Raw genomic sequence first — 18,778 nt, forward strand, 5'->3', positions numbered from 1 at the left:
GAACGACCATGAATTTCAATTCCGACGATTTCCGAGTGCGCGAGGGCGACACGGTTTTGCTTACGAAATGGCCGACGCGCGTGACTCCCCTCCACGGGTCGAGGGACCAGTATCGTACTCTGCTAGCCGAGCACATCGAGAGGCTCAGCAAGCTACAAAGTTTGCTCTATGCGGACAACCGCTACTCTGTTCTCCTCATCTTCCAGGCAATGGATGCGGCGGGCAAGGACGGCGTCATCAAACACGTCATGTCGGGCGTCAACCCGCAGGGATGCCAGGTGTTCAGCTTCAAGCATCCGAGCGCAAACGAACTTCAGCATGATTTCCTCTGGCGCACCACCCACGACCTGCCGGAACGCGGCCGCATCGGCATCTTCAACCGCTCTTACTATGAGGAGGTGTTGATCCTTCGTGTGCATCCCGAGATCCTTCGCGGCGAGGGTCTATCGCTTGTGTCGGGTTCTGGCGAATCCCTCTGGCATGGCCGCTACCGTTCGATCGCTGATTTGGAAGCCCATCTTTACCGTAACGGCACGCGTGTCGTGAAGTTCTTCCTGCATCTTTCGAAGGAGGAACAGCGTAAGCGCTTTCTCGCGCGCATTGACGATCCGAATAAGAACTGGAAATTCAGCATGGCCGACGTCGAGGAGCGAAAATTCTGGACGAAATACATGACGGCGTACGAGAAATGTCTGAGCGCGACTAGCACGGAACTCGCGCCCTGGTACGTAGTACCCGCCGACGACAAGGAGGACGCACGGCTGATCGTGTCGCAGATCATCCTCGACACCCTCGGTGAGCTGAAATTGCAGTACCCGAAGACGACCGCCGAGCGGAAAAAGGAATTATCCGAGATCCGCGAGCAACTCACGAAGCAGAGAGACTAATCGGACAGGCCGACGAAACACGTCCTTGGCAGCAGCTGATTGTTTAAGGCTTACGCATCGTGGGAAGAACGTCCGGTTTCGGGCTTCTCGGACGGCCGCAACAGGTCGATCACGCACCTGTGCACGATACTGGACATTTCGGACCGGCTGCAACGGGGAATGCACGAATGGCGAGTTTGGCGGATGATCTGCCGACCGACCCGAAGACATGAATGACAGCTGTACCCTCAAAAGCTGCCGATGAGGTGGTGTCTGGTCCAGCGGCCGGAGTGCAGCCGGCAAGAGCCGACCGCCACCCTCCCGTCAATCGACCGAGGTCGGAGGCCAGCAAGCTGTTCGCTTGCGCTGAAGTAGCGTGTCGCGACTTCTGCAACGTAGCCGACCCTCAATTTAGTCATGGCCCAGAGACACATTCGATACCATACAGCCGCACTATTCGCAGCGGCGCTCTTTCTTATTGGACGACTCCTCCTATGAGGTCGCGTTGGAGCGCGGAAGAGTGGTCGCAAGCGCCGGCGTGTCTAGCGCCTCATCCAGGCTGCACACCGAAACCGAATCGCATTACTGGCCCTCGCGCGCCAGACGGCGCCATTCCCCCGGCGTCATCCCCATCGTGTCGGTGAACACACGCCGGAACGCTGCCACGGATCGATACCCGACTGAGTCGGCCACGGCCTCGGTGGTCATCATCGGCTTCTTCAGTTCGTTGGCGGCCAGGCTCATGCGGATATCGGTCAGCAATTCGATGGCCGAGCGCCCCAGCTTGTCCTGAAAGTGCCGCATGAAGGTGGCGCGCGACATGCTGCACAAGTCGGCCAGATCAGGCAGGTTCCAGGGTCGCGCCGGATCGGCGAACATCGCCGAAATAGCCGGAGCCAGCCGTGGATGGCCGGCAAGCGCCAACAAGCCTGCCGGGGCCTGCTCGGATTCGCTTGCTGCGCGCAGTACCAGTGTGAACAGCGCCGAGGTAAGCGCGTTGAGCATGGCATATCCGCCCAGTTTGTCTCCGGCGGCCTCCATGCGCATCAGCCCCACGAGACTGGCCAGGTGGTTCGAAGCGGACCCGATGGCGTCATCATCATGGCCGTCCATGGCCCGTACCACCAGATTCGTGGGTAGATAATTGCGAATCAGCCGATCATGGGGCGGCTCGATGAATAATCGCCCGCACAACAGGTCCAGATGATCGCCCTGGCCGTCATTCTGGCTAAGCATCCATCCTGCAGAACCTTGGCGATTGTAGGTAAGACCCGGCGCATGTCCGCTGCCATCGTGCAGGACGTGCGCCGACCCGTGAGGCAACAGCACGATATCTCCTCCCACCAACTCCATGGTCGTCTCGGTCTCCGGATTCTCGATAATCGCCCGGCCCTTGAGCACGACGTGGTAGGGAATCTCGTGCGCTGCGGACTGGGGCCAGGCCACACGCCATGGCTCGCCGTAGACGCAACGGACCTCCAGCCGGCCAGTGATGGTGATCATTTGCAGGAGCTGGCTCAGCCAGTCGACTTGGGACATAGGACCTCGAGAATTTGAAACGCTCAAGCATCATATTGCGATTGCACACCGGTTGTGCGAAGCAAATGGCCTCAGTGCTCGAGCTGACCGGACACGTAGCGCGCAAGCTCGTCCGGGCAACTGGACGGCCAGGAATTCCTTCGCGTACGCGCCGCCATCCAGGCACTTGCATGCCGGCTGGGAAGCCCGAGCGATGAACGATGCGGTCGTAAAGCCGCATGCCGTACTTCGCGGACCCTGCACCTATGCTCCGATGGGTTTCACCCTGTACTTTTGATGGTAGGTGCTCCTGATTTCGTCCTGACTTCGAGGAGGGTGGGCAAAGACATGGGCTGGAGACAGTAACGGGATGATCGAAGTGGTTTCGATTTTGACGACGTGATTGACGGGATACTCTGGGCCATTCGTCGCCCGAACCCAATCGGCGATCATCAAGTACTCACCATCGCCTGGCGGCAGCACCAACGCGCGACCCTTGAATCGATAACCGCGTCTCTGGAAGATGTCGACCACGTTAATTTCGATGGCGGGATTTCGCCTCAAGTTCAGTATCGTTCGGGGCGATGCGATATCGGCGAAGTAGAGAACGCCGTTCGTGACCGTCAAGGACGCCTTCGGCGAAAGATTGGGCGTTCCGTCCGCGTTGACTGTCGCGACGAACGACAGCATCGCCTGCTTGATGATCGCCTCCATGTCGGCGGTGATTTCAATCATAGATATCCTCGCTTGAATAGAATTTGAGCGGCTCCGTGCGTCGCCGGCCGTTGCGGTATCCATCTACATGCACTCAGTCGCGAGGCGGAATATTGATTCCCATTTGAACGGCTGGGCGCGCGAAACCGCGATCGAGCCATGCCTGCACATGAAGGAAGCGATCGAAGCCGACGAGCTCACGCGCCTCATAAAAGCCGATCAGGTTACGCACCCACCCGAGCAGCGAAATATCGGCGATGCTGTAGTCAGCGCCCATCACCCAGTCGCGGCCCGCGAGACGTTCGTCGAGGACACCGAGCAGCCGGGCTGATTCGGTTGCGTAGCGGTCGCGTGGGCGCTTGTCTTCATAGGCTTTGCCGGCAAACTTGTTGAAGAAGCCGACCTGGCCGAACATCGGCCCGACACTGCCCATCTGCCACATCAGCCACTGGATCGTTTCGTAGCGCGTGTTGGGATCGGTGGAGAGGAACTGCCCCGTCTTGTCTGCGAGGTAGATCAGGATCGCTCCCGATTCGAACAACGCCAGCGGCCGGCCGCCCGGCCCTTCGGGATCGTAGATCGCCGGAATCTTGCCATTAGGATTGAGTGCCAGGAAGGCCGGATCGTGGTTTTCGTTCGCCATGATGTCGATGCGGTGAGGCTCATAGGCAAGGCCTGTTTCCTCCAGCATGATGCCGACCTTCACTCCGTTGGGCGTCGGTAAGGAAAAGAGTTGCAGCCGATCGGGGTACTGCACCGGCCAGCGCGCAAAAATTGGATGATCGAGTGTCACATTCTTTCTCCTAGACTTGTCGGGTCATACGAAAAGCCCGGACGCATTCCCAAGAATCTTTCCCGGGTGCCTCCGGGCTTTGGCGTAGCGCTCGCATCAAACCTTCAAGCCCCTCGGAGAGGGTCGATGCGACCGGATAGCGTTCAGATCGAGCCAGCCGGCGTAACGGCGGGAAAGTCCTTCTCGGGATCGAACACGTTATTGAAGAAATTCGTCAGGGAGTACATGGCAACCAGCGCGACGATCTCCATGACGTTCGCATCCGTGTAGCCGGCTTCGCGGACGGCTTTCAGATCGGCGTCAGTGACGTTGCCGCGGGCCTCGATGACTTTGCGCGCAAACTGGACGGCGGCGTCGCGCTTCGGGTCGTTGGCACGGCCCTTCCGAGCGAGAATGATTTCATCGGCCGACAGCTTGGCCAGATGCTCGGCCGTATAACTGTGAACTGTCAGGCAGTAGTTGCAGCCATTCACTTCGGAGACAGCGAGGCCGATGCTGTCACGCGTCTTCACGTCGAGCGCCTTACTCAAGGAGCCAAGCAGGGTGGCCCATGAGTTGAACGCGACGGGGCTCTGTGCGAAGGTCGCCATCATATTTGGGGTGAACCCGATGTTCTTGGTAATTGCATCGAGGGTCGGTTTCGAATCGGCCGGCACCTGTTCCGGCTTTAGAGCAGCAGTTCTTGGCATCGTAATCTCTGTAAGTTGCTGGTTTCACTAATTGGGGAATGTCCATGTGGGAACCATCCCCCGGCTTACTTCGTGCCCAAGTCCTGGGTCGAAGCTGGTCAGGCCTTCAAGTGGGAGGTACCTTGTGTTTGCCTCTCACTTGGCAGCCGCTTGGTCGTTCGGCGTGATCACTGCCGCGGCGACGCGCCTATACCAAATCCAACACATCGGCCACTGGCAGGCGCGGCTTCTGCGGCCAGTTTCCGGGACGCTCCGCTCCTACGGACAACAGCAGGACCGGCACTTCGTCTTGGGCCAGTCCGAACTCGCGGTGCACCCCTTCGGCATCGAAACCAATCATCGGCGTCGAACCCAGGCCCAGCGAGCGGGCCGCGTAGATCATCGCCGCCGCGCCGAAGGTGGCAGTGCGTACTGCCTCGTCGCGCTGGCGCTGCGGGTACTCCATGTACAGATTGCGTGCGGGGATTTCCCATTCCGGCACCATCTCTGCCGGCATGACGCCCGCTTCCACCAGCGGCGCCAGGCGATCTGGTATTACGCTGGAATCGGCCAACTGACCGCAGACGATGAAGGTAACGGCTGCTTCGGTGATCGGGGGCTGGCTCCAAGCGATCGGACTCAGCCGAGCCTTGGCTTCAGGCGAGCGTACGGCGATGAAGCGCCAGTTCTGCATGTGGAAGGATGTCGGCGCGCTTGTGCCGATCCGCACCAGCTCGCGGATTTGCTCGTCGCTCAAGGTTGCGGTGGAGTCGTAGTACTTGGCCGCGCTGCGGCTCAAGATACAGTCGATGACAGCGTTGGTCATGGTGGTTCCGTTGGTCATGGGCGCGAGACTCATTCATCAGGTGGTTAGGAGCCTCAACTTTAGGTCTACCGAATGCAGATTTCGAGACTCCATGTACTCAAAAGAATGCCCAAAAGGATCAAAGCAACAAGGCAATCCATCCGGCATCGGCGGCACGGCTCAGGGAAAATCGCCGCGTCGGGATCAGCCGAGCGAAACTTCGAAGTGTGATGTCGTGCTCGCCCGGCAAGGCGGTTTACTCGATGGGTGGAAAGTCAACGTCGGTACAGACGGTGAGCGCGATGGCCAGCGAGATCTCAGCCAAATGGGTGTCGGTGTAGCCGGCGGCATGATGGATGAGGCCGGGGCGAGGTGGCCCAATGCGGTAGGCAGCACTGCCTTGAAGACGGCCTCGATGAGCTGCTCAGGAAAGGCCAGCCTCGATACACCAATCAAATCGCTTCCGCACTGAGATCGAATAGTCGTCTTCCGCAGGCACACCATGAGAGGCCACCTCTTTTCCATTCGCTGCGGTCGTGTTGGTCACATCTGATCTCCTGTTGAATGACCCGGCCCGGAAAGCTTGTCGCGCCGAAACTCCGACTACGCAAACTACGCGGCCAGTTGCCGCCGTGCCGCGCCGAAGCGCGGATGCCGCGAGAAAATCTCGGCAGCCCAGTTCACGAATACGCGCACCTTGGCCGACAAGTGCCGGTTCTGTGGATACATCGCGGAGATTGGCAGTTCGTCGGATTGCCACTCGGTCATGATTTCCACCAGCCGGCCACTGTTGATATAGGGATCGGCCATCGCTTGCGAGATGCGGGCGATTCCGTGGCCGTCCAATGCGCAGCCCAGGTAGACGTCGGCATCGTTGGTGGAGATCGCCGAAGGCAGCAAAACTTCGCTGCGTTCGCCGGCACGGATCAGCGGCCACGGCGTTTCGCGCCCGGTGCGGTTCGACAGGAAGTTCACCGCCTTATGCAGGGCCAGTTCTGTGAGATCGTGAGGTGTACCAAAGCGGCGCAGATAGATCGGTGATGCATAGAACGCCATCACCTGGCCGATGCGACGTGCCACCATCGATTCGTCTAGCGCACCCACGCGCAGGACCACATCCACGCCTTCCTTGAGCATGTCGATCGGCTTGCCGTTGGTGGTCAGCTCGAGCTTCAGTTCCGGATACGCATTGAAGAAGTCGCGCAGTCGCGGCATCAACACCATTTGCGCGAGTACGCTCGTGGTGTCCACTGCCAGTGTGCCGCGTGGCGAGTTGTTGTGATGCGTCAACGACTGTTCCGATTCCTCGACGTCGGCCAGGATGCGGACGCAGCGTTCGTAATAGGCAGCGCCTTCGGTGGTCAAACTGATGCGGCGCGTGGTCCGGTGCAGCAGCTTGACTCCAAGGTGAGTCTCGAGATGCTGGATCTGGCGGGTGAGCGTAGGCTTTGGCAGGTCGAGCGACTCCGCCGCGCCCGCAAAGCTGCCGACATCCACCACCCGAGTGAATGCCTGCATTGAGACTAGACGATCCATGATGAAAGCTATCGAAAGGAGTAAGACCTAAGCTACGGGGCGGGCCGTATCGCGCAGTGTCGAGGCACCCCGCGACGGCCTGATCCGGCTCTTTTGCGCGAGCAGGCTGAAGCAGGCCCGTACCGCCGATCACGACCATCTTCTTGGGCCTTCTCTTTCTGAGTATCGGTTGGTTTTCGGCGATGCACCGCACGAGTCCTGAGGACGGACCCGAACCAGCGTGTCACGCAAATAGTTTTCGGTACTGGATGAACTCCGAGCGATCAGCGATGCAGTCGTAAAGCTGCATGGCCCCATGGTTGGCTTCGTGCGTCAGCCAGTGCACACGGGACGCCCCGCGACGTTTCGCATCCGCATAGACATGCTCGATCAGCGCGCGGCCAATTCCGCCGCCACGCGCCTGGTCGGCAACAAACAGGTCCTGCAGGTAGCAGTAGTCGCCGGTTTCCCAGGTGGATCGGTGGTAGATCGAATGCACCAGCCCCAATGCTTTCCCCCCAACCATGGCAAGCGCTGCATGCATCGGTTCCGCTGGGTCCAAGAAGCGTGCCCAGGTCCGGAGCGTCACGGACTCGGGAATATCCACATCGTAAAACCTCTGATAGCCTTTCCACAGCGGAAGCCAAAGATCAAAATCGTAGTTTTCAATGGCTTTGATCTCGACTGATTGCATAGAATGCTCCCGAAATAGAGGATGCTGGCCGCCCGGCTGCTGCTCGCGGACGGCGCGCGGACGTGGCCCAATACCTCCAACGGGCGATTTGCAGGCACCGATGATCCGCCGCATTCCGCGCGTCGGCAGAACTTAGCGCCAGCGAATCGCCCTATCCACTCAGGACTTCTGATCGCTGAGCCACGGACCACGTAGAGATGCCAGGAGAAGAGAAAGCGATGCAGCCAGTAGAACAAGATCCTTAAGAAGGAACTGGCCCGGTGCTGCGGAAATCGCCGGGAATCCACCCGCCGTCGCTTCTGCCACGCCAGGTGTGCTCACGAAGAAGGTGAGCGTTATAAGATAGGTCGTGGCGGACATCGCCGCTCCCAATGCTGAAAAAATGGGCTCGAAGGCCCCAAGAATAAGAGCCGCAGCGGTGGATAGCTCAAGTACGCCTATCACGTAGCTTGCCCCTTGAACTCCAAATAGGGCGTGCAGCCAGCTCATGATCGGACTGTGTTCGATAAACGGAGCGATACCGGCTGCTTCGTATGCGGTGAACTTCATTCCGCCGAACCAAAGAAAGATAACGACCAAAGCCCATCTAAGCAGGGCCAAGAAGTTGAGTGAACCGGCGCCCTTTTCAGCAATTTGAAGAGGAATCGGACTGGCCATTTGCGAACCTCCTTGAGTTGAATGTGCCTCTGACATATATGCAGTGCACCGCCCTTCCCTCACAGCGCTCGCGGGTCTTGCACCGTGCAAGCCTTCAATACCTGGCGCTGTCGAGTGCGTCTGAATGTCTATTTGATGGGCGTGATCAGCAATTAGACGAGGTCCAACACATCGGCCACTGGCAGGCGCGGCTTCTGCGGCCAGTTTCCGGGACGCTCCGCTCCTACGGACAACAGCAGGACCGGCACTTCGTCTTGGGCCAGTCCGAACTCGCGGTGCACCCCTTCGGCATCGAAACCAATCATCGGCGTCGAACCCAGGCCCAGCGAGCGGGCCGCGTAGATCATCGCCGCCGCGCCGAAGGTGGCAGTGCGTACTGCCTCGTCGCGCTGGCGCTGCGGGTACTCCATGTACAGATTGCGTGCGGGGATTTCCCATTCCGGCACCATCTCTGCCGGCATGACGCCCGCTTCCACCAGCGGCGCCAGGCGATCTGGTATTACGCTGGAATCGGCCAACTGACCGCAGACGATGAAGGTAACGGCTGCTTCGGTGATCGGGGGCTGGCTCCAAGCGATCGGACTCAGCCGAGCCTTGGCTTCAGGCGAGCGTACGGCGATGAAGCGCCAGTTCTGCATGTGGAAGGATGTCGGCGCGCTTGTGCCGATCCGCACCAGCTCGCGGATTTGCTCGTCGCTCAAGGTCGCGGTGGGGTCGTAGTACTTGGCCGCGCTGCGGCTCAGGATACAGTCGATGACGGCGTTGGTCATAGTGATCCCTATGGGTGAAGGGACAGATGTAGGTATGCGAGTGCTTCGCGTTCCGAGGCGATGCTTACTTGAGCGGCGTGGTCAGTTCTTTGTCGTTGCTATCAACGACGAATACCGCCAACAGCTTTGCTGGTTCGGTTTTGCTCGCGTTCCGGCTCACGGGATGGCGTGAGCCCGGCTCCTCGAAAAACGCCTCCCCAGCCTTGTAGACGCGTTCCCGCTCGTCATTCACCTTGCTGGCGATGCTGCCCGAGACAACATACGCATAGATGAACGCCGACTTGGCATGGGTATGAGGTAGCGAAGCGCCTCCGGGTGGATAGATGACTTCCACGGTAACGAGCGATTTACCCGGGATGTTTTGTATGGCGCGCGAAAAGTTCGGCTTGACGACATCGCCAGGGCCGCCGGTTTCCGCGCCATGAGCAGCAGCGACCCCGGAATAGGCCACGCTGGCAGCGACAACGAGAGAAAGAAGTGTGCGTTGACGTTTCATGTTCAGCTCCGTGTTGGCTAGAATCATGAACGTCAGGCGGTTCGCATAAAAGAACCAAAAACCTGAAATCCTAATGCACCACGAACCATGGCGAAAATCCTGGATTTGAAGGTCGACCGCGCGTCGAAGACAGCACTTGCAGAACAGATACGCGCGGGAATCACCGTCGCCATTGAGAGCGGGGTACTGCTTCCAGGTGCCAGGCTGCCGTCGTGGGTGGACCTGGCAGCGCAGCTGGGCGTGGCGCGCGGCACCGTCAAGACCGCCTACGAGCGGCTGACCGACGCGCAGTTGATCGTCTCGTCGCGTGCCGGCGGAACAAGAGTTTCCGAGCACGCGCCGGCAGTGCGCCCGAGCACGGACCGGACGCGGTCGATCGAGACGGATCTGCAATCCGATCTATACCAGCACTTCCTGCCCGGCCCCGCAGTGTTTCAGATGGGCGTGCCCGCATCGGACTGTTTTCCGACCACATTGTTTGCACGACTGCGCGCCCGTGCGGCGCGCGATGAAGTCGAAGCGCCGGCGTCCTATCCGGACCCGCGCGGCGAGCATGAACTCCGCCGGGAAATCGCCGCGCATCTCGCCTTGTCACGCGGCATCGAATGCCAGCTCTCGCAGATCTTCATCACGGCAGGTTTCTCGGGAGCGCTCGGTATAGCCTTACGCGTGCTCCAGGCCGAAGGCCGCAAGGCATGGGTCGAAAATCCGGGCTTTCTTCCGAGCCGCAGGGCTTTGTCCATTTCCCAGCTCACGACTGTTCCCGTGCCTGTCGATGATGAAGGCATCGACGTCAGCTACGGCGAAACGCACGCACCGGATGCCGCGCTGGCGCTTGTCACTGCGGGACAACAGGCGCCCCTGGGCCCGACGTTGTCGCTGGCCCGCCGGGTGCAACTGCTCGAATGGGCGATCCGCTCGGAGAGCTGGATCATCGAAGACGACTACTTGGGTGAACTCCAGCTCAAACGCCACGCGGCGCCGGCGCTGGCATCACAGGATCGAGCGGGACGGGTCATTCATGTCGGGACGTTCAGCAAGACGATCAGCCCGACGCTGCGGCTGGGCTTCGTCGTGGTGCCACCGGCCCTGGTATCCCGTTTCGATGAAGCTGTGGCCTGCCTGGCTTCCGCACCTGGGCCGGCCGTGCAGATGGCGACGGCAGAGTTCATGCGAGACGGCCATTACATGCGGCACTTGCGGCGCATGAAGCGCATCTATGCGGCCCGAAGCCAAGCGCTGCTGGCAGGCCTCGAGTCCCGGGAATTCGAGGCCTATCCGGCTGGACTGGCTATGGTGGTGCGGCTCCCCGACGACGCCGACGACAAGACGATCGCCCGGGAAGCCTACGCCTATGGGCTCGCGCCCGCGGCGTTGTCGGGCTGGTACTGTTCCACATCTACGCAGCGATCGGGGCTGCTACTCGGGGTGGCGACAGCGATTGAACAGCAGATTCCAGCCGCTTGCGATCGCCTGCACCACCTGATCCGAAAGTTCACCTGATCGCAATGGGTCGGGAGCGGAAGTTCGACGCGACAGCGGCGTCGGCGACCTGATGGATTTCCGGTTTCGGCCATGAAGCGTAGTTGGTCCACGCGATCACTCGGCCAATCGAACGTCGGCTCCGGCCAAGCTAACGGACTTTCGCTGGCCAGCGATGCAAGTCGCTCCATCGGCGGAAGCGGAACGCTCTGGTCATCTCAGAGACTTATCATGAGAACGATTTCTATTTCTAGATAATCCAGATACCGGTTGATTAGATACTGATATGACTTCCGTTGTCAATCGGATTGGTTCGGTTTCTGGTCAGTGCATTTGATCTGAATTTCCTGAGGGCGACGTAGCAGTAATTCTCGACGGTGGATCACACTGATATTCGCGGGTTGGCTACCGCATTACAGAGGTCCGTCCAACGAGCCTGCCGCTACCTATGGTCGCAAATCGGATGACATTCCTTGCGTAGTATCTTCGCGGGTTACTCGGATGCCCGGGCTACGCCGCCTTCAGGAAACTCTTCCAGTGGGTTGTGGGGTGGTTGACGAAGCGCTGTGTTACACGGCGGGCGCCTCTTCCGATACGGCCAAGGACATGGACAGCTGGCTGATGTCCCAGATGAAGCCGGCCAGTTCGCGAGCCGTCGCGACTACCGCGATGTTCGCGTTTTTGCCTCGCGCGGCCAGCTTGCGATAGCGCCGGCATAGCCGGACCTGCGCGTCCCAGGCGCGATCGATGATAGCCTTCGGGATGCCTTCGTGCCGACGTTGAATGTCGGGACTTACGCGTGCCGGATGCCGGTAGCTCCAGGCGGCCTCCACGAGCAGCTTCCTTGCATAGCTGTTGCCGGTCTTGGTGATGCTGCCCTGACGGCGCCTATCGCCGGAGGAGTGTTCGGATGGTGTCACCCCCAGCCATGCCATCAATTGGCGCGGATGCTCAAAGCGCGAGAGATCGCCCAACTCCGCGAGCATGCCCACTGCTGTGGTGAATTGCACGCCGCGCATCGTTTGCAGGCCGAGCACGGCCGGATAGAAGTGCCAGTTGACGACCGCCTCGCGCAACGCGGCCTCCAGCCGGGCGCATTGCGCGAGGCGGTCCTCGATCGTGCGTCGATGCTCCTCGAACGCCAGTTGCTGCCACGCGCTGTCGAACGCATACGTGCTCAGCCAGCGCCGGTGCGCCGGCCCCCAGTCGGCCCGGCCCGCATAGCGCACCCCATGCGAGAGCAGAAAGGCCTTCAGCCGTTGCCGGGCACGCTTCAGATCGTCTTTGGCACTTACCCACGTACGTGAGAGATCGCGGAACGCTTCGTCCTCCACGGTGGGCACATAGACCCTCGACAGGTCGCCCGCGCGGAGCGCACGCACGAGCTTCACGGCGTCACGTCGATCAGTCTTGACGCGTTCACCCGGCTTTTTGGGAATCAACGACGGTGCGCACACCATGCAGTCGAATCCCTTCCCTGCAAGCTGTCGGTAAAGACCATATCCGCATGGGCCCGCCTCGTAGACGACCCTGACCCGTCGCGCTTTGGACTGCAGGCGCTTGCACAAGCGTTCGACTTCCGCCTTCGTCGTGCCGATCTTGCCGAGCAGTTCAACCTCGCCCTCGCCGAGCGCATAGGCGACCGTGATCGATTCCTTGTGAACGTCGAGCCCTACATAAAGCGTGCTATCGTGGTCCATGCTGGCCTCCGTGCCGGAAATCGCCGGGTGCGGCCCTGTCCGCACCGTGCGGCTCTGGCAGCAATGCTAACCCGCGTTTGATTCCTCGCGGCAGGCCAGCCTCTGCCTCACGGAAGTCATACTGTCTATGGAAGGGCTGGACAGATAAGCCCCCTGGAGTAAAACGAAGCTTCACGAACCCGTTTTACGAAAGGAGCCTGCAAATGAATGCGCCTGACACAGCCCTTCAAGGACAGGATAGGGCAGTTATTGGCCGACTGTATATGGCCTTCGAACTGGGCGAGAAGAGTTGGAAGCTGTCGCTTGGCGACGGCGTACGCGGGCCGAGCCGGTATACGGTGGCGGCCGGTGACAAGGACGCGGTCCTGCGAGCGATTGCCAAGGCCAAAGCACGCTGCGGACTGACATCGCAGGTGCCGGTCCGCAGTTGTTACGAGGCTGGCCGCGATGGCTTCTGGCTGCACCGCTGGCTGACCGAACAAGGCATTGATAACCTGGTGGTGGACTCGTCCAGTATCGAAGTCAACCGGCGTGCACGACGTGCCAAGACCGACCGGCTCGACGGCGACAAGCTGCTCTCGATGCTGCTGCGTTATCACGCGGGGGAGCGACGCGTGTGGGGCGTCGCGCGGGTTCCCACCCCGGAGCAAGAAGACGAGCGGCGGTTGCACCGGGAACTGGGGCGACTCAGGCAGGAACGCACCGCCCTCAGCAACCGAATTCGCTCGCTGCTGGTATTGCACAACCTGCGGGTCGCCCACGTCGGCGGCCGTTCCTGGGCGCACTGGTGGAACGATCATGGCGCGCAACTGCCTGTGGGGCTGCGCGCCGAGATCGAGCGCAGTGTCGCGCGACTGTCACTGGCGGTTACGCAGATCAGGACGATCGAAGCCCAGCAGCACGCGACCGTAAAGACCGGCGCGCAGCCGGCGATCGCCCTGCTCGCGCGGCTGCGCGGGATTGGCGTCGGCAGTGCCTGGATCCTGGTCAAGGAACTGTTTGGCTGGCGGAACTTTCACAACCGACGCGAAGTCGCCAGCTCCCTGGGCTTGGCGCCGACGCCCTACAGCAGCGGCGAAAGCCAGGTCGAGCAAGGCATCAGCAAGGCTGGCAACAAACGAGCCCGCTGGCTGATGATTGAACTGGCGTGGAGCTGGTTACGCTACCAGCCTGCAAGTCAGCTCACCCAATGGTTCAATGAGCGCTTTGCGCCAGGTGGCAAGCGCATGCGGCGCATCGGTATTGTGGCACTGGCACGGCGATTGGCTATTGGCCTGTGGCGCTATCTCGAGTACGGCGAGATTCCAGTCCAGGCCAGCTTCAAACCCGTCGCAACGTGATGCCGCCTGAGTATGGAAGGCTAAGCGGTAACGATCGCAGGTCAGCGCGCCCGTAACAGACTCGGGCTGCCCCCAGCGGGTAGCCGTTCTTATAGATGGGGCGCGCGCAGGTAACAGGGGTGTTCCAGCGCTTCGCGCATGCGGTATGTGGTGACCCGGCCTTGCGCCGGGCACGGATAGAAGGTAGACCGGGGCTGGGTCCCGGCCTTAAGTAACCCCGACCTCGGTTTCACGCCGTGTCAGCCCACGAAGATTCGAGGCTTGCAAGGAGAAAGCATCGCGCCAGTCATGTCTATGGAAATTCAATCCCGGAGGAGCTTGACATCCTCGCCCTCATAGAAGGGTCTGTTCAGGTCCGGTCGGCCCCGGCGCGAATCCCCGCTGCGATGAAGGTCACCAGGTACTCGGACTTGCGCCGCACGTCGCCGGCCTTGACCTTGCCGCCGGAGATGCGCTCGATACGGCTGTCGAACACGCTCATTACCAGCGCCCCCACGGCAAACAGATAGGCCCAATGCGCATAGCCGGCGCTGTTGCCTGGCAGGGCCTTGCGGATCGCCTTGACGAATTCCATGGCAAAGGGGTCGAAGTAGTCCGCAACAATGCCTCGCTCAGCTTCTCTTGGATCCGATGCCTCGCGTGCGACGAGCTTGGCGTAGGCAATGCCGGCCTCCGTGTCCTGGATCCGCATTACTGGCTGCACGAACGCACGCACGATGTGCTCCACCGGATCCTCGCCGGCGATGAGGGGTTCGTGTAGCGCCGCCAGCCGGGCCTCGAAGAGCGTCTTACGCCGTTCAAAGAGCGCGCGGTACAGATTTCGTTTGGTCTCGAAGTGGTAAACGATCAGCGGCAAGCCAACGTCCGCGGCCGCCGCGATATCACGCATCGACACGCCGTCAAAGCCGCCCTCGGCAAAGAGCCGCTCCGCTGCATCGAGCACGCGTTCGCGCTTGCTCGCTTCCGGGATCGGCAGCCCCTGCACTTCTTCCCGCGCCCTGCCCCGCGCCCCGACCGCCGACTTCCGCGCTTCCCTGCCTTCCATGCTGCCTCCATATAGACGCGCCATTGTAGCGAACCTCACTTCGCCACATTCGCACCCGAGTTTACCCCAGTGTAACGTTTGACTGTACGAGCGTACAGTCCGTTCCGTTCGAGACTGCACGATCGTACAGTCAGTGCAAACGGGTGCGTCACCTGCTTCGGCCAGGGGCACCAAATCAGGAGACCCATCATGCCCCCCAATCCTGCTTCGCTGAAGTGGCGCGTGCTTATCGGCTGCTTCCTGAGCTATATGTTCGACGCGGTGGACATCATCATCCTTGCCATCGCCATGCCGGCCATTACCGCATCCCTTCACATCACACAGGCGCAGGCCGGCTTGCTGGTCACAGCCACGCTGCTCGGCATCGGGCTGAGCAGCGTGGTGATGGGGAGGCTGGCGGATACCATGGGCCGCCGCACGGCGCTGCTACTGTCGCTGGTGACTTTCGGCGCGCTCACGATGGCAATTTCCGGCGCCACCGACTGGCGCCAGATCCTCTTCCTGCGTTTCCTCTCAGGCCTCGGCCTGGGCGGGGTCTGGAGCACGGCCGCGGCACATGTCAACGAGACCTGGCCCGCGCACCAGCGAGGACGGGCCACTGCCTTCGTGCTAAGTTCCTTCTCGGCGGGCGCAACCGTGGCCGCCCTGGCAGCGGCCTACCTGCTACCGACGCATGGCTGGCGCATGTTGTTCCTTCTCTGCGGCGGGGCCGTGGCCATCGCCATCTTCTACGTCTGGCTGCGCGTGCCGGAATCGGAGGTCTGGCTCGCGCAACGCTATGGCGACCAGTCCGCCAGAGCAAGCGCCGGCCGCGCCACCCTTGCTGAGTTGTTCGCGCCGAGCTTGCTGCGCATTACCCTGCTCGGCACCGCGACCTCGGCCTTGGCGCTGTCCGCGTACTGGGGCGCTTCGACCTGGCTACCGACCTTCCTGGTCAAGGAGCGGGGGCTCGATGTCACCACCATGGCAAGCTTCGTGGCCGTGCTGAATGTCGGCATGTTCCTTGGCTATAACGTCTTCGGCCTGCTCGCAGACCGCATCGGGAAACAGCGTGCCGTGATCGCGTCGCTGGTCGGCTCCGGACTGACGCTACCGGCCTACGCTTTCGCCACGGACCATGCGACCCTGCTCGTCCTCGGCCCGGTATTCGCCTTCTTCATGGCCTTCGCCGGCCTCGTGGGCTCCTACTTCGCCGAACTGTTCCCGACGCACATCCGCGCAACCGGCGCCGGATTCTGCTTCAACGTCGGCCGTGGCATCTCCGCCTTTGCTCCGCTGGCGCTGGGCTGGGCGGCGACTGGGTTCGGCTTTGCGCCCGGTATCGCGCTGTGCGGCGGCTTGTTCCTGCTATCCGCGATCGTGGTTGCCCTGCTGCCACGCGAAATTGCCGAGCAGGATACCGGTGTGGGCGCCCGCAAGGCGCCGGGCACCGCGCCGTCCCTCGATGCCAGTTGAGCCCGCCTTCCCCCTTTTCACGCATCTCCAAAGAGGACCTCCCACCATGACCCGCCGCTTCGTCGATCTCTCGATCTACCTGGAAAACGATGTCGTCTCCGATCCTCCCGGCTATGGCCCCCGGATCGAATACCTGTCGCACCGCTCGACCGCCGAGCAGGTCACGTCTTTTTTCCCGGGACTGAAGCCGTCCGACCTGCCGGACAGCGAAGGCTGGGCGATCGAGCGCATCCAGCTCAATACGCACAATGGCACCCACCTGGATGCACCCTATCACTTCCACAGCACCATGAACGAGTCATTGGGGCAGCGCGAGCGCGCCATCACCATTGACGAGGTGCCGCTGGAGTGGTGCTTCCAGCCAGGCGTGAAGCTCGACTTCACCGGTCTGGACGACGGCTATGTGGTGACCGCTAACGACGTTGATGCCGAACTCGACAGAATCGGGCACGTGCTCAAGCCGCTGGAGATCGTGGTGGTCAACACGCGTGCGGGCAAGCGCTACGGCCAGCCTGACTACGTCTCGTCCGGCTGCGGCATGGGGTTCGACGCCACCATGTACCTGCTTGAACGTGGCGTGCGGCTGACCGGTACCGACGCGTGGAGTTGGGACGCGCCGTTCGTGCACACGGCCCGCAAGTATGCCGAGACACAGGACGCCTCGCTGATCTGGGAAGGCCACAAGGCGGGCCGCAACATTGGCTATTGCCACCTGGAGAAGCTGCACAACTTGGAGGCGCTGCCGCCGCATGGCTTCTACATCTCCTGCTTCCCGCACAAGATTCGCGGGGCCTCGGCCGGCTGGACCCGCGCCGTTGCCATCTTCGACGATGCCCTGAATGCCGCCTGATACCACCATGGAACTGAACCACACCCATGATGCCTCCCGCCACACCTGGCTGGACTCGGCCAATGCTGCAGGCTGCGATTTTCCGCTGCAGAATCTTCCGCTCTGCATATTCCGTCGGCTTGGCCGCGCGGAGCCCTGGCGTGGCGGCGTTGCGATCGGTGACCAGATCGTCGACCTGGCCGCCTTGCATGGCAGAGGCTGCCTGCAAGACCTGGCCGCCGAAGCCACGCAGGCCGCCGCAGCGCCGACGCTAAATGCACTGCTGGACCTGGGTCCGAGCGCCTGGCGCGCATTGCGCCACGGCATCTTTGCGCTGCTGGAGGCAGACAGTGTGCATGAGCGTCCAGTACGCGAAACGCTGGTGCCGCAGGCGGCGGCCGAGTTTGCGGTCCCGGTACACATTGGCGACTACACGGATTTCTATACTTCGCTCGACCACGCCGTGAACTGCTGTCGCCAGTTCGGGCTGGAGGTGAACCCCAATTTTGATTGGCTGCCGATCGCGTATCACGGCCGGGCGTCTTCCATCGGCGTCAGTGGCCAGCAGGTCTACCGGCCGATGGGGCAGTACCGCGCCGATCCGGGCAGCGCACCTGTGTATGGACCTTGCCAGCGTCTGGACTACGAACTGGAAGTGGGCGCGGTGATTGGCATCGGAAATGCACGTGGTACGCCTATCCCGCTGGCAAAGGCACAGCAGCACATATTCGGCCTGTGCCTGCTCAACGATTGGTCCGCGCGCGACATTCAGACTTGGGAGATGCAACCGTTAGGGCCTTTTCTGGCCAAGAACTTCGCCACCACATTGTCGCCCTGGATCGTCACGCTGGAAGCCCTGCTGCCTTACCGTACAGGCTGGACGCGCGCCCCAGGGCGCCCGCAACCGCTCGACTACCTTCGCTCGGCGGACAATGCCGCGGCCGGCGCCTTCGACATCCAACTGGAGGTCTCGATACTCAGCGCGCGCCAGCTAACACAGGGCCGGCAACCGCGCACGCTGACCCATACCAGCTTCCGACACCAGTACTGGACGCTGAGCCAGATGATTGCGCACCACACCATGGGCGGTTGCAACCTACAGAGCGGCGACCTGCTGGGCAGCGGCACGATCTCGGGCCCCGCCCCAGGCGAGGCGGGTGCGCTGATCGAACTCACAGTATCCGGGACGCAACCGGTAGATATCGGCGACGGCGAACAACGCGGCTTCCTTGAGGATGGCGATACCGTCGTGTTCCGTGGCTGGTGCGAGCGCGACGACTATGCGCGGATCGGCTTCGGCCTCAACTATGGGACCGTGCTGCCGGCCCCCGCGTCCGCCTGACCGTCTCCAACCCACTACTGCCGCGCGCGCCACTCCCCGCCGATTATGGGCTGCGATGCTGTGGTGAGTGGGGCCTCGCGCTCAGCTCC

General features: G+C 61.5%; 18 protein-coding genes and 1 pseudogene. 6 read left to right on the forward strand and 13 right to left on the reverse strand.

Translation table 11 applies throughout. The annotated features are described in order from the left end of the window. The first annotated feature begins 8 nt into the window (after nt 1-8). Complete coding sequence (locus tag KB879_RS34550) at nt 9-887, forward strand: ADP-polyphosphate phosphotransferase (protein ID WP_035823710.1); 879 nt, start codon at nt 9-11, stop codon at nt 885-887. A gap of 561 nt (nt 888-1,448) precedes the next feature. On the opposite strand, the gene KB879_RS34555 is transcribed toward KB879_RS34550, so the two are convergent. The 11 genes and pseudogenes from KB879_RS34555 to KB879_RS34605 form a co-directional block, all read right to left on the reverse strand. Then, nucleotides 1,449-2,405 (reverse strand): AraC family transcriptional regulator, encoded by a 957-nt coding sequence (locus KB879_RS34555; protein WP_153956675.1) that lies wholly within the window; start codon nt 2,403-2,405, stop codon nt 1,449-1,451. A 243-nt stretch (nt 2,406-2,648) separates the two neighbouring features. After that, nucleotides 2,649-3,119, reverse strand: a complete 471-nt coding sequence (locus KB879_RS34560) for a pyridoxamine 5'-phosphate oxidase family protein (protein WP_153956674.1) — start codon at nt 3,117-3,119, stop codon at nt 2,649-2,651. 73 nt (nt 3,120-3,192) lie between these two features. After that, a complete protein-coding gene (locus KB879_RS34565) occupies nt 3,193-3,891 on the reverse strand; it encodes a glutathione S-transferase N-terminal domain-containing protein (RefSeq protein WP_211984084.1) in 699 nt (232 codons plus the stop codon). A 143-nt stretch (nt 3,892-4,034) separates the two neighbouring features. Continuing rightward, entirely contained in the window at nt 4,035-4,580 is a 546-nt protein-coding gene (locus KB879_RS34570; protein WP_153956673.1) for a carboxymuconolactone decarboxylase family protein, read from the reverse strand. 187 nt (nt 4,581-4,767) lie between these two features. Next, the gene (locus tag KB879_RS34575; protein ID WP_211984086.1) at nt 4,768-5,403 is read right to left on the reverse strand and encodes a nitroreductase family protein; all 636 of its coding nucleotides are present in this window, start codon (nt 5,401-5,403) and stop codon (nt 4,768-4,770) included. Nucleotides 5,404-5,754: 351 nt separating this feature from the next. After that, a pseudogene (locus tag KB879_RS40595) lies at nt 5,755-5,841 on the reverse strand (RidA family protein); the annotation flags it as partial. A gap of 135 nt (nt 5,842-5,976) precedes the next feature. After that, nucleotides 5,977-6,900: a LysR family transcriptional regulator gene (locus KB879_RS34585; RefSeq protein ID WP_153957088.1), complete on the reverse strand. Its 924-nt coding sequence runs from the start codon at nt 6,898-6,900 to the stop codon at nt 5,977-5,979. Nucleotides 6,901-7,123: 223 nt separating this feature from the next. Next, nucleotides 7,124-7,573, reverse strand: coding sequence for a GNAT family N-acetyltransferase (locus KB879_RS34590; RefSeq protein WP_013958580.1), 450 nt, complete (start codon nt 7,571-7,573; stop codon nt 7,124-7,126). A 159-nt stretch (nt 7,574-7,732) separates the two neighbouring features. Continuing rightward, a complete protein-coding gene (locus KB879_RS34595) occupies nt 7,733-8,230 on the reverse strand; it encodes a YkgB family protein (protein WP_013958579.1) in 498 nt (165 codons plus the stop codon). Between the two features lie 152 nt (nt 8,231-8,382). Next, on the reverse strand, nt 8,383-9,000 hold the full coding sequence (locus KB879_RS34600; RefSeq protein WP_211984088.1) for a nitroreductase family protein: 618 nt from the start codon (nt 8,998-9,000) through the stop codon (nt 8,383-8,385). 64 nt (nt 9,001-9,064) lie between these two features. Then, nucleotides 9,065-9,496, reverse strand: coding sequence for a cupin domain-containing protein (locus KB879_RS34605; RefSeq protein WP_041229135.1), 432 nt, complete (start codon nt 9,494-9,496; stop codon nt 9,065-9,067). A gap of 87 nt (nt 9,497-9,583) precedes the next feature. Between KB879_RS34605 and KB879_RS34610 the strand changes: the two genes are divergently transcribed. After that, complete coding sequence (locus KB879_RS34610) at nt 9,584-10,999, forward strand: PLP-dependent aminotransferase family protein (protein WP_153957102.1); 1,416 nt, start codon at nt 9,584-9,586, stop codon at nt 10,997-10,999. A gap of 548 nt (nt 11,000-11,547) precedes the next feature. On the opposite strand, the gene KB879_RS34615 is transcribed toward KB879_RS34610, so the two are convergent. After that, nucleotides 11,548-12,678 carry an IS110 family transposase gene (locus KB879_RS34615; RefSeq protein WP_211984090.1) on the reverse strand — a complete coding sequence of 377 codons (1,131 nt, stop codon included), beginning with the start codon at nt 12,676-12,678 and terminating at the stop codon, nt 11,548-11,550. A 203-nt stretch (nt 12,679-12,881) separates the two neighbouring features. Here KB879_RS34615 and KB879_RS34620 point away from each other — a divergent pair, with 203 nt between their 5' ends. After that, on the forward strand, nt 12,882-14,018 hold the full coding sequence (locus KB879_RS34620; RefSeq protein WP_013951806.1) for an IS110 family transposase: 1,137 nt from the start codon (nt 12,882-12,884) through the stop codon (nt 14,016-14,018). Nucleotides 14,019-14,367: 349 nt separating this feature from the next. On the opposite strand, the gene KB879_RS34625 is transcribed toward KB879_RS34620, so the two are convergent. Beyond that, nucleotides 14,368-15,063, reverse strand: coding sequence for a TetR/AcrR family transcriptional regulator (locus KB879_RS34625; RefSeq protein ID WP_041228960.1), 696 nt, complete (start codon nt 15,061-15,063; stop codon nt 14,368-14,370). Nucleotides 15,064-15,252: 189 nt separating this feature from the next. On the opposite strand from KB879_RS34625, the gene KB879_RS34630 reads away from it, so the two are divergent. The 3 genes from KB879_RS34630 to fahA are packed head-to-tail and all read left to right on the forward strand — an operon-like array spanning nt 15,253 to nt 18,689. Beyond that, entirely contained in the window at nt 15,253-16,518 is a 1,266-nt protein-coding gene (locus KB879_RS34630; RefSeq protein ID WP_153956670.1) for an MFS transporter, read from the forward strand. A 46-nt stretch (nt 16,519-16,564) separates the two neighbouring features. Next, nucleotides 16,565-17,368, forward strand: coding sequence for a cyclase family protein (locus KB879_RS34635; protein WP_041228959.1), 804 nt, complete (start codon nt 16,565-16,567; stop codon nt 17,366-17,368). A gap of 7 nt (nt 17,369-17,375) precedes the next feature. Continuing rightward, nucleotides 17,376-18,689 carry a fumarylacetoacetase gene (fahA, locus tag KB879_RS34640; protein WP_211984091.1) on the forward strand — a complete coding sequence of 438 codons (1,314 nt, stop codon included), beginning with the start codon at nt 17,376-17,378 and terminating at the stop codon, nt 18,687-18,689. Nucleotides 18,690-18,778 lie beyond the last annotated feature (89 nt).

Origin of the sequence: Cupriavidus sp. KK10 (assembly GCF_018223725.1) — a bacterium.
GTDB lineage: Bacteria > Pseudomonadota > Gammaproteobacteria > Burkholderiales > Burkholderiaceae > Cupriavidus > Cupriavidus necator.

What these genes read in the sequence shown, in the direction of transcription:
- KB879_RS34585 (WP_153957088.1), bottom strand. Translation starts at nt 6,900, where the DNA reads ATGGATCGTCTAGTCTCAATGCAGGCATTCACTCGGGTGGTGGATGTC.
- KB879_RS34615 (WP_211984090.1), bottom strand. Translation starts at nt 12,678, where the DNA reads ATGGACCACGATAGCACGCTTTATGTAGGGCTCGACGTTCACAAGGAA.
- KB879_RS34605 (WP_041229135.1), bottom strand. Translation starts at nt 9,496, where the DNA reads ATGAAACGTCAACGCACACTTCTTTCTCTCGTTGTCGCTGCCAGCGTG.
- fahA (WP_211984091.1), top strand. Translation starts at nt 17,376, where the DNA reads ATGGAACTGAACCACACCCATGATGCCTCCCGCCACACCTGGCTGGAC.
- KB879_RS34550 (WP_035823710.1), top strand. Translation starts at nt 9, where the DNA reads ATGAATTTCAATTCCGACGATTTCCGAGTGCGCGAGGGCGACACGGTT.
- KB879_RS34620 (WP_013951806.1), top strand. Translation starts at nt 12,882, where the DNA reads ATGAATGCGCCTGACACAGCCCTTCAAGGACAGGATAGGGCAGTTATT.
- KB879_RS34595 (WP_013958579.1), bottom strand. Translation starts at nt 8,230, where the DNA reads ATGGCCAGTCCGATTCCTCTTCAAATTGCTGAAAAGGGCGCCGGTTCA.
- KB879_RS34560 (WP_153956674.1), bottom strand. Translation starts at nt 3,119, where the DNA reads ATGATTGAAATCACCGCCGACATGGAGGCGATCATCAAGCAGGCGATG.
- KB879_RS34630 (WP_153956670.1), top strand. Translation starts at nt 15,253, where the DNA reads ATGCCCCCCAATCCTGCTTCGCTGAAGTGGCGCGTGCTTATCGGCTGC.
- KB879_RS34590 (WP_013958580.1), bottom strand. Translation starts at nt 7,573, where the DNA reads ATGCAATCAGTCGAGATCAAAGCCATTGAAAACTACGATTTTGATCTT.
- KB879_RS34610 (WP_153957102.1), top strand. Translation starts at nt 9,584, where the DNA reads ATGGCGAAAATCCTGGATTTGAAGGTCGACCGCGCGTCGAAGACAGCA.
- KB879_RS34575 (WP_211984086.1), bottom strand. Translation starts at nt 5,403, where the DNA reads ATGACCAACGGAACCACCATGACCAACGCTGTCATCGACTGTATCTTG.
- KB879_RS34555 (WP_153956675.1), bottom strand. Translation starts at nt 2,405, where the DNA reads ATGTCCCAAGTCGACTGGCTGAGCCAGCTCCTGCAAATGATCACCATC.
- KB879_RS34600 (WP_211984088.1), bottom strand. Translation starts at nt 9,000, where the DNA reads ATGACCAACGCCGTCATCGACTGTATCCTGAGCCGCAGCGCGGCCAAG.
- KB879_RS34635 (WP_041228959.1), top strand. Translation starts at nt 16,565, where the DNA reads ATGACCCGCCGCTTCGTCGATCTCTCGATCTACCTGGAAAACGATGTC.
- KB879_RS34570 (WP_153956673.1), bottom strand. Translation starts at nt 4,580, where the DNA reads ATGCCAAGAACTGCTGCTCTAAAGCCGGAACAGGTGCCGGCCGATTCG.
- KB879_RS34625 (WP_041228960.1), bottom strand. Translation starts at nt 15,063, where the DNA reads ATGGAAGGCAGGGAAGCGCGGAAGTCGGCGGTCGGGGCGCGGGGCAGG.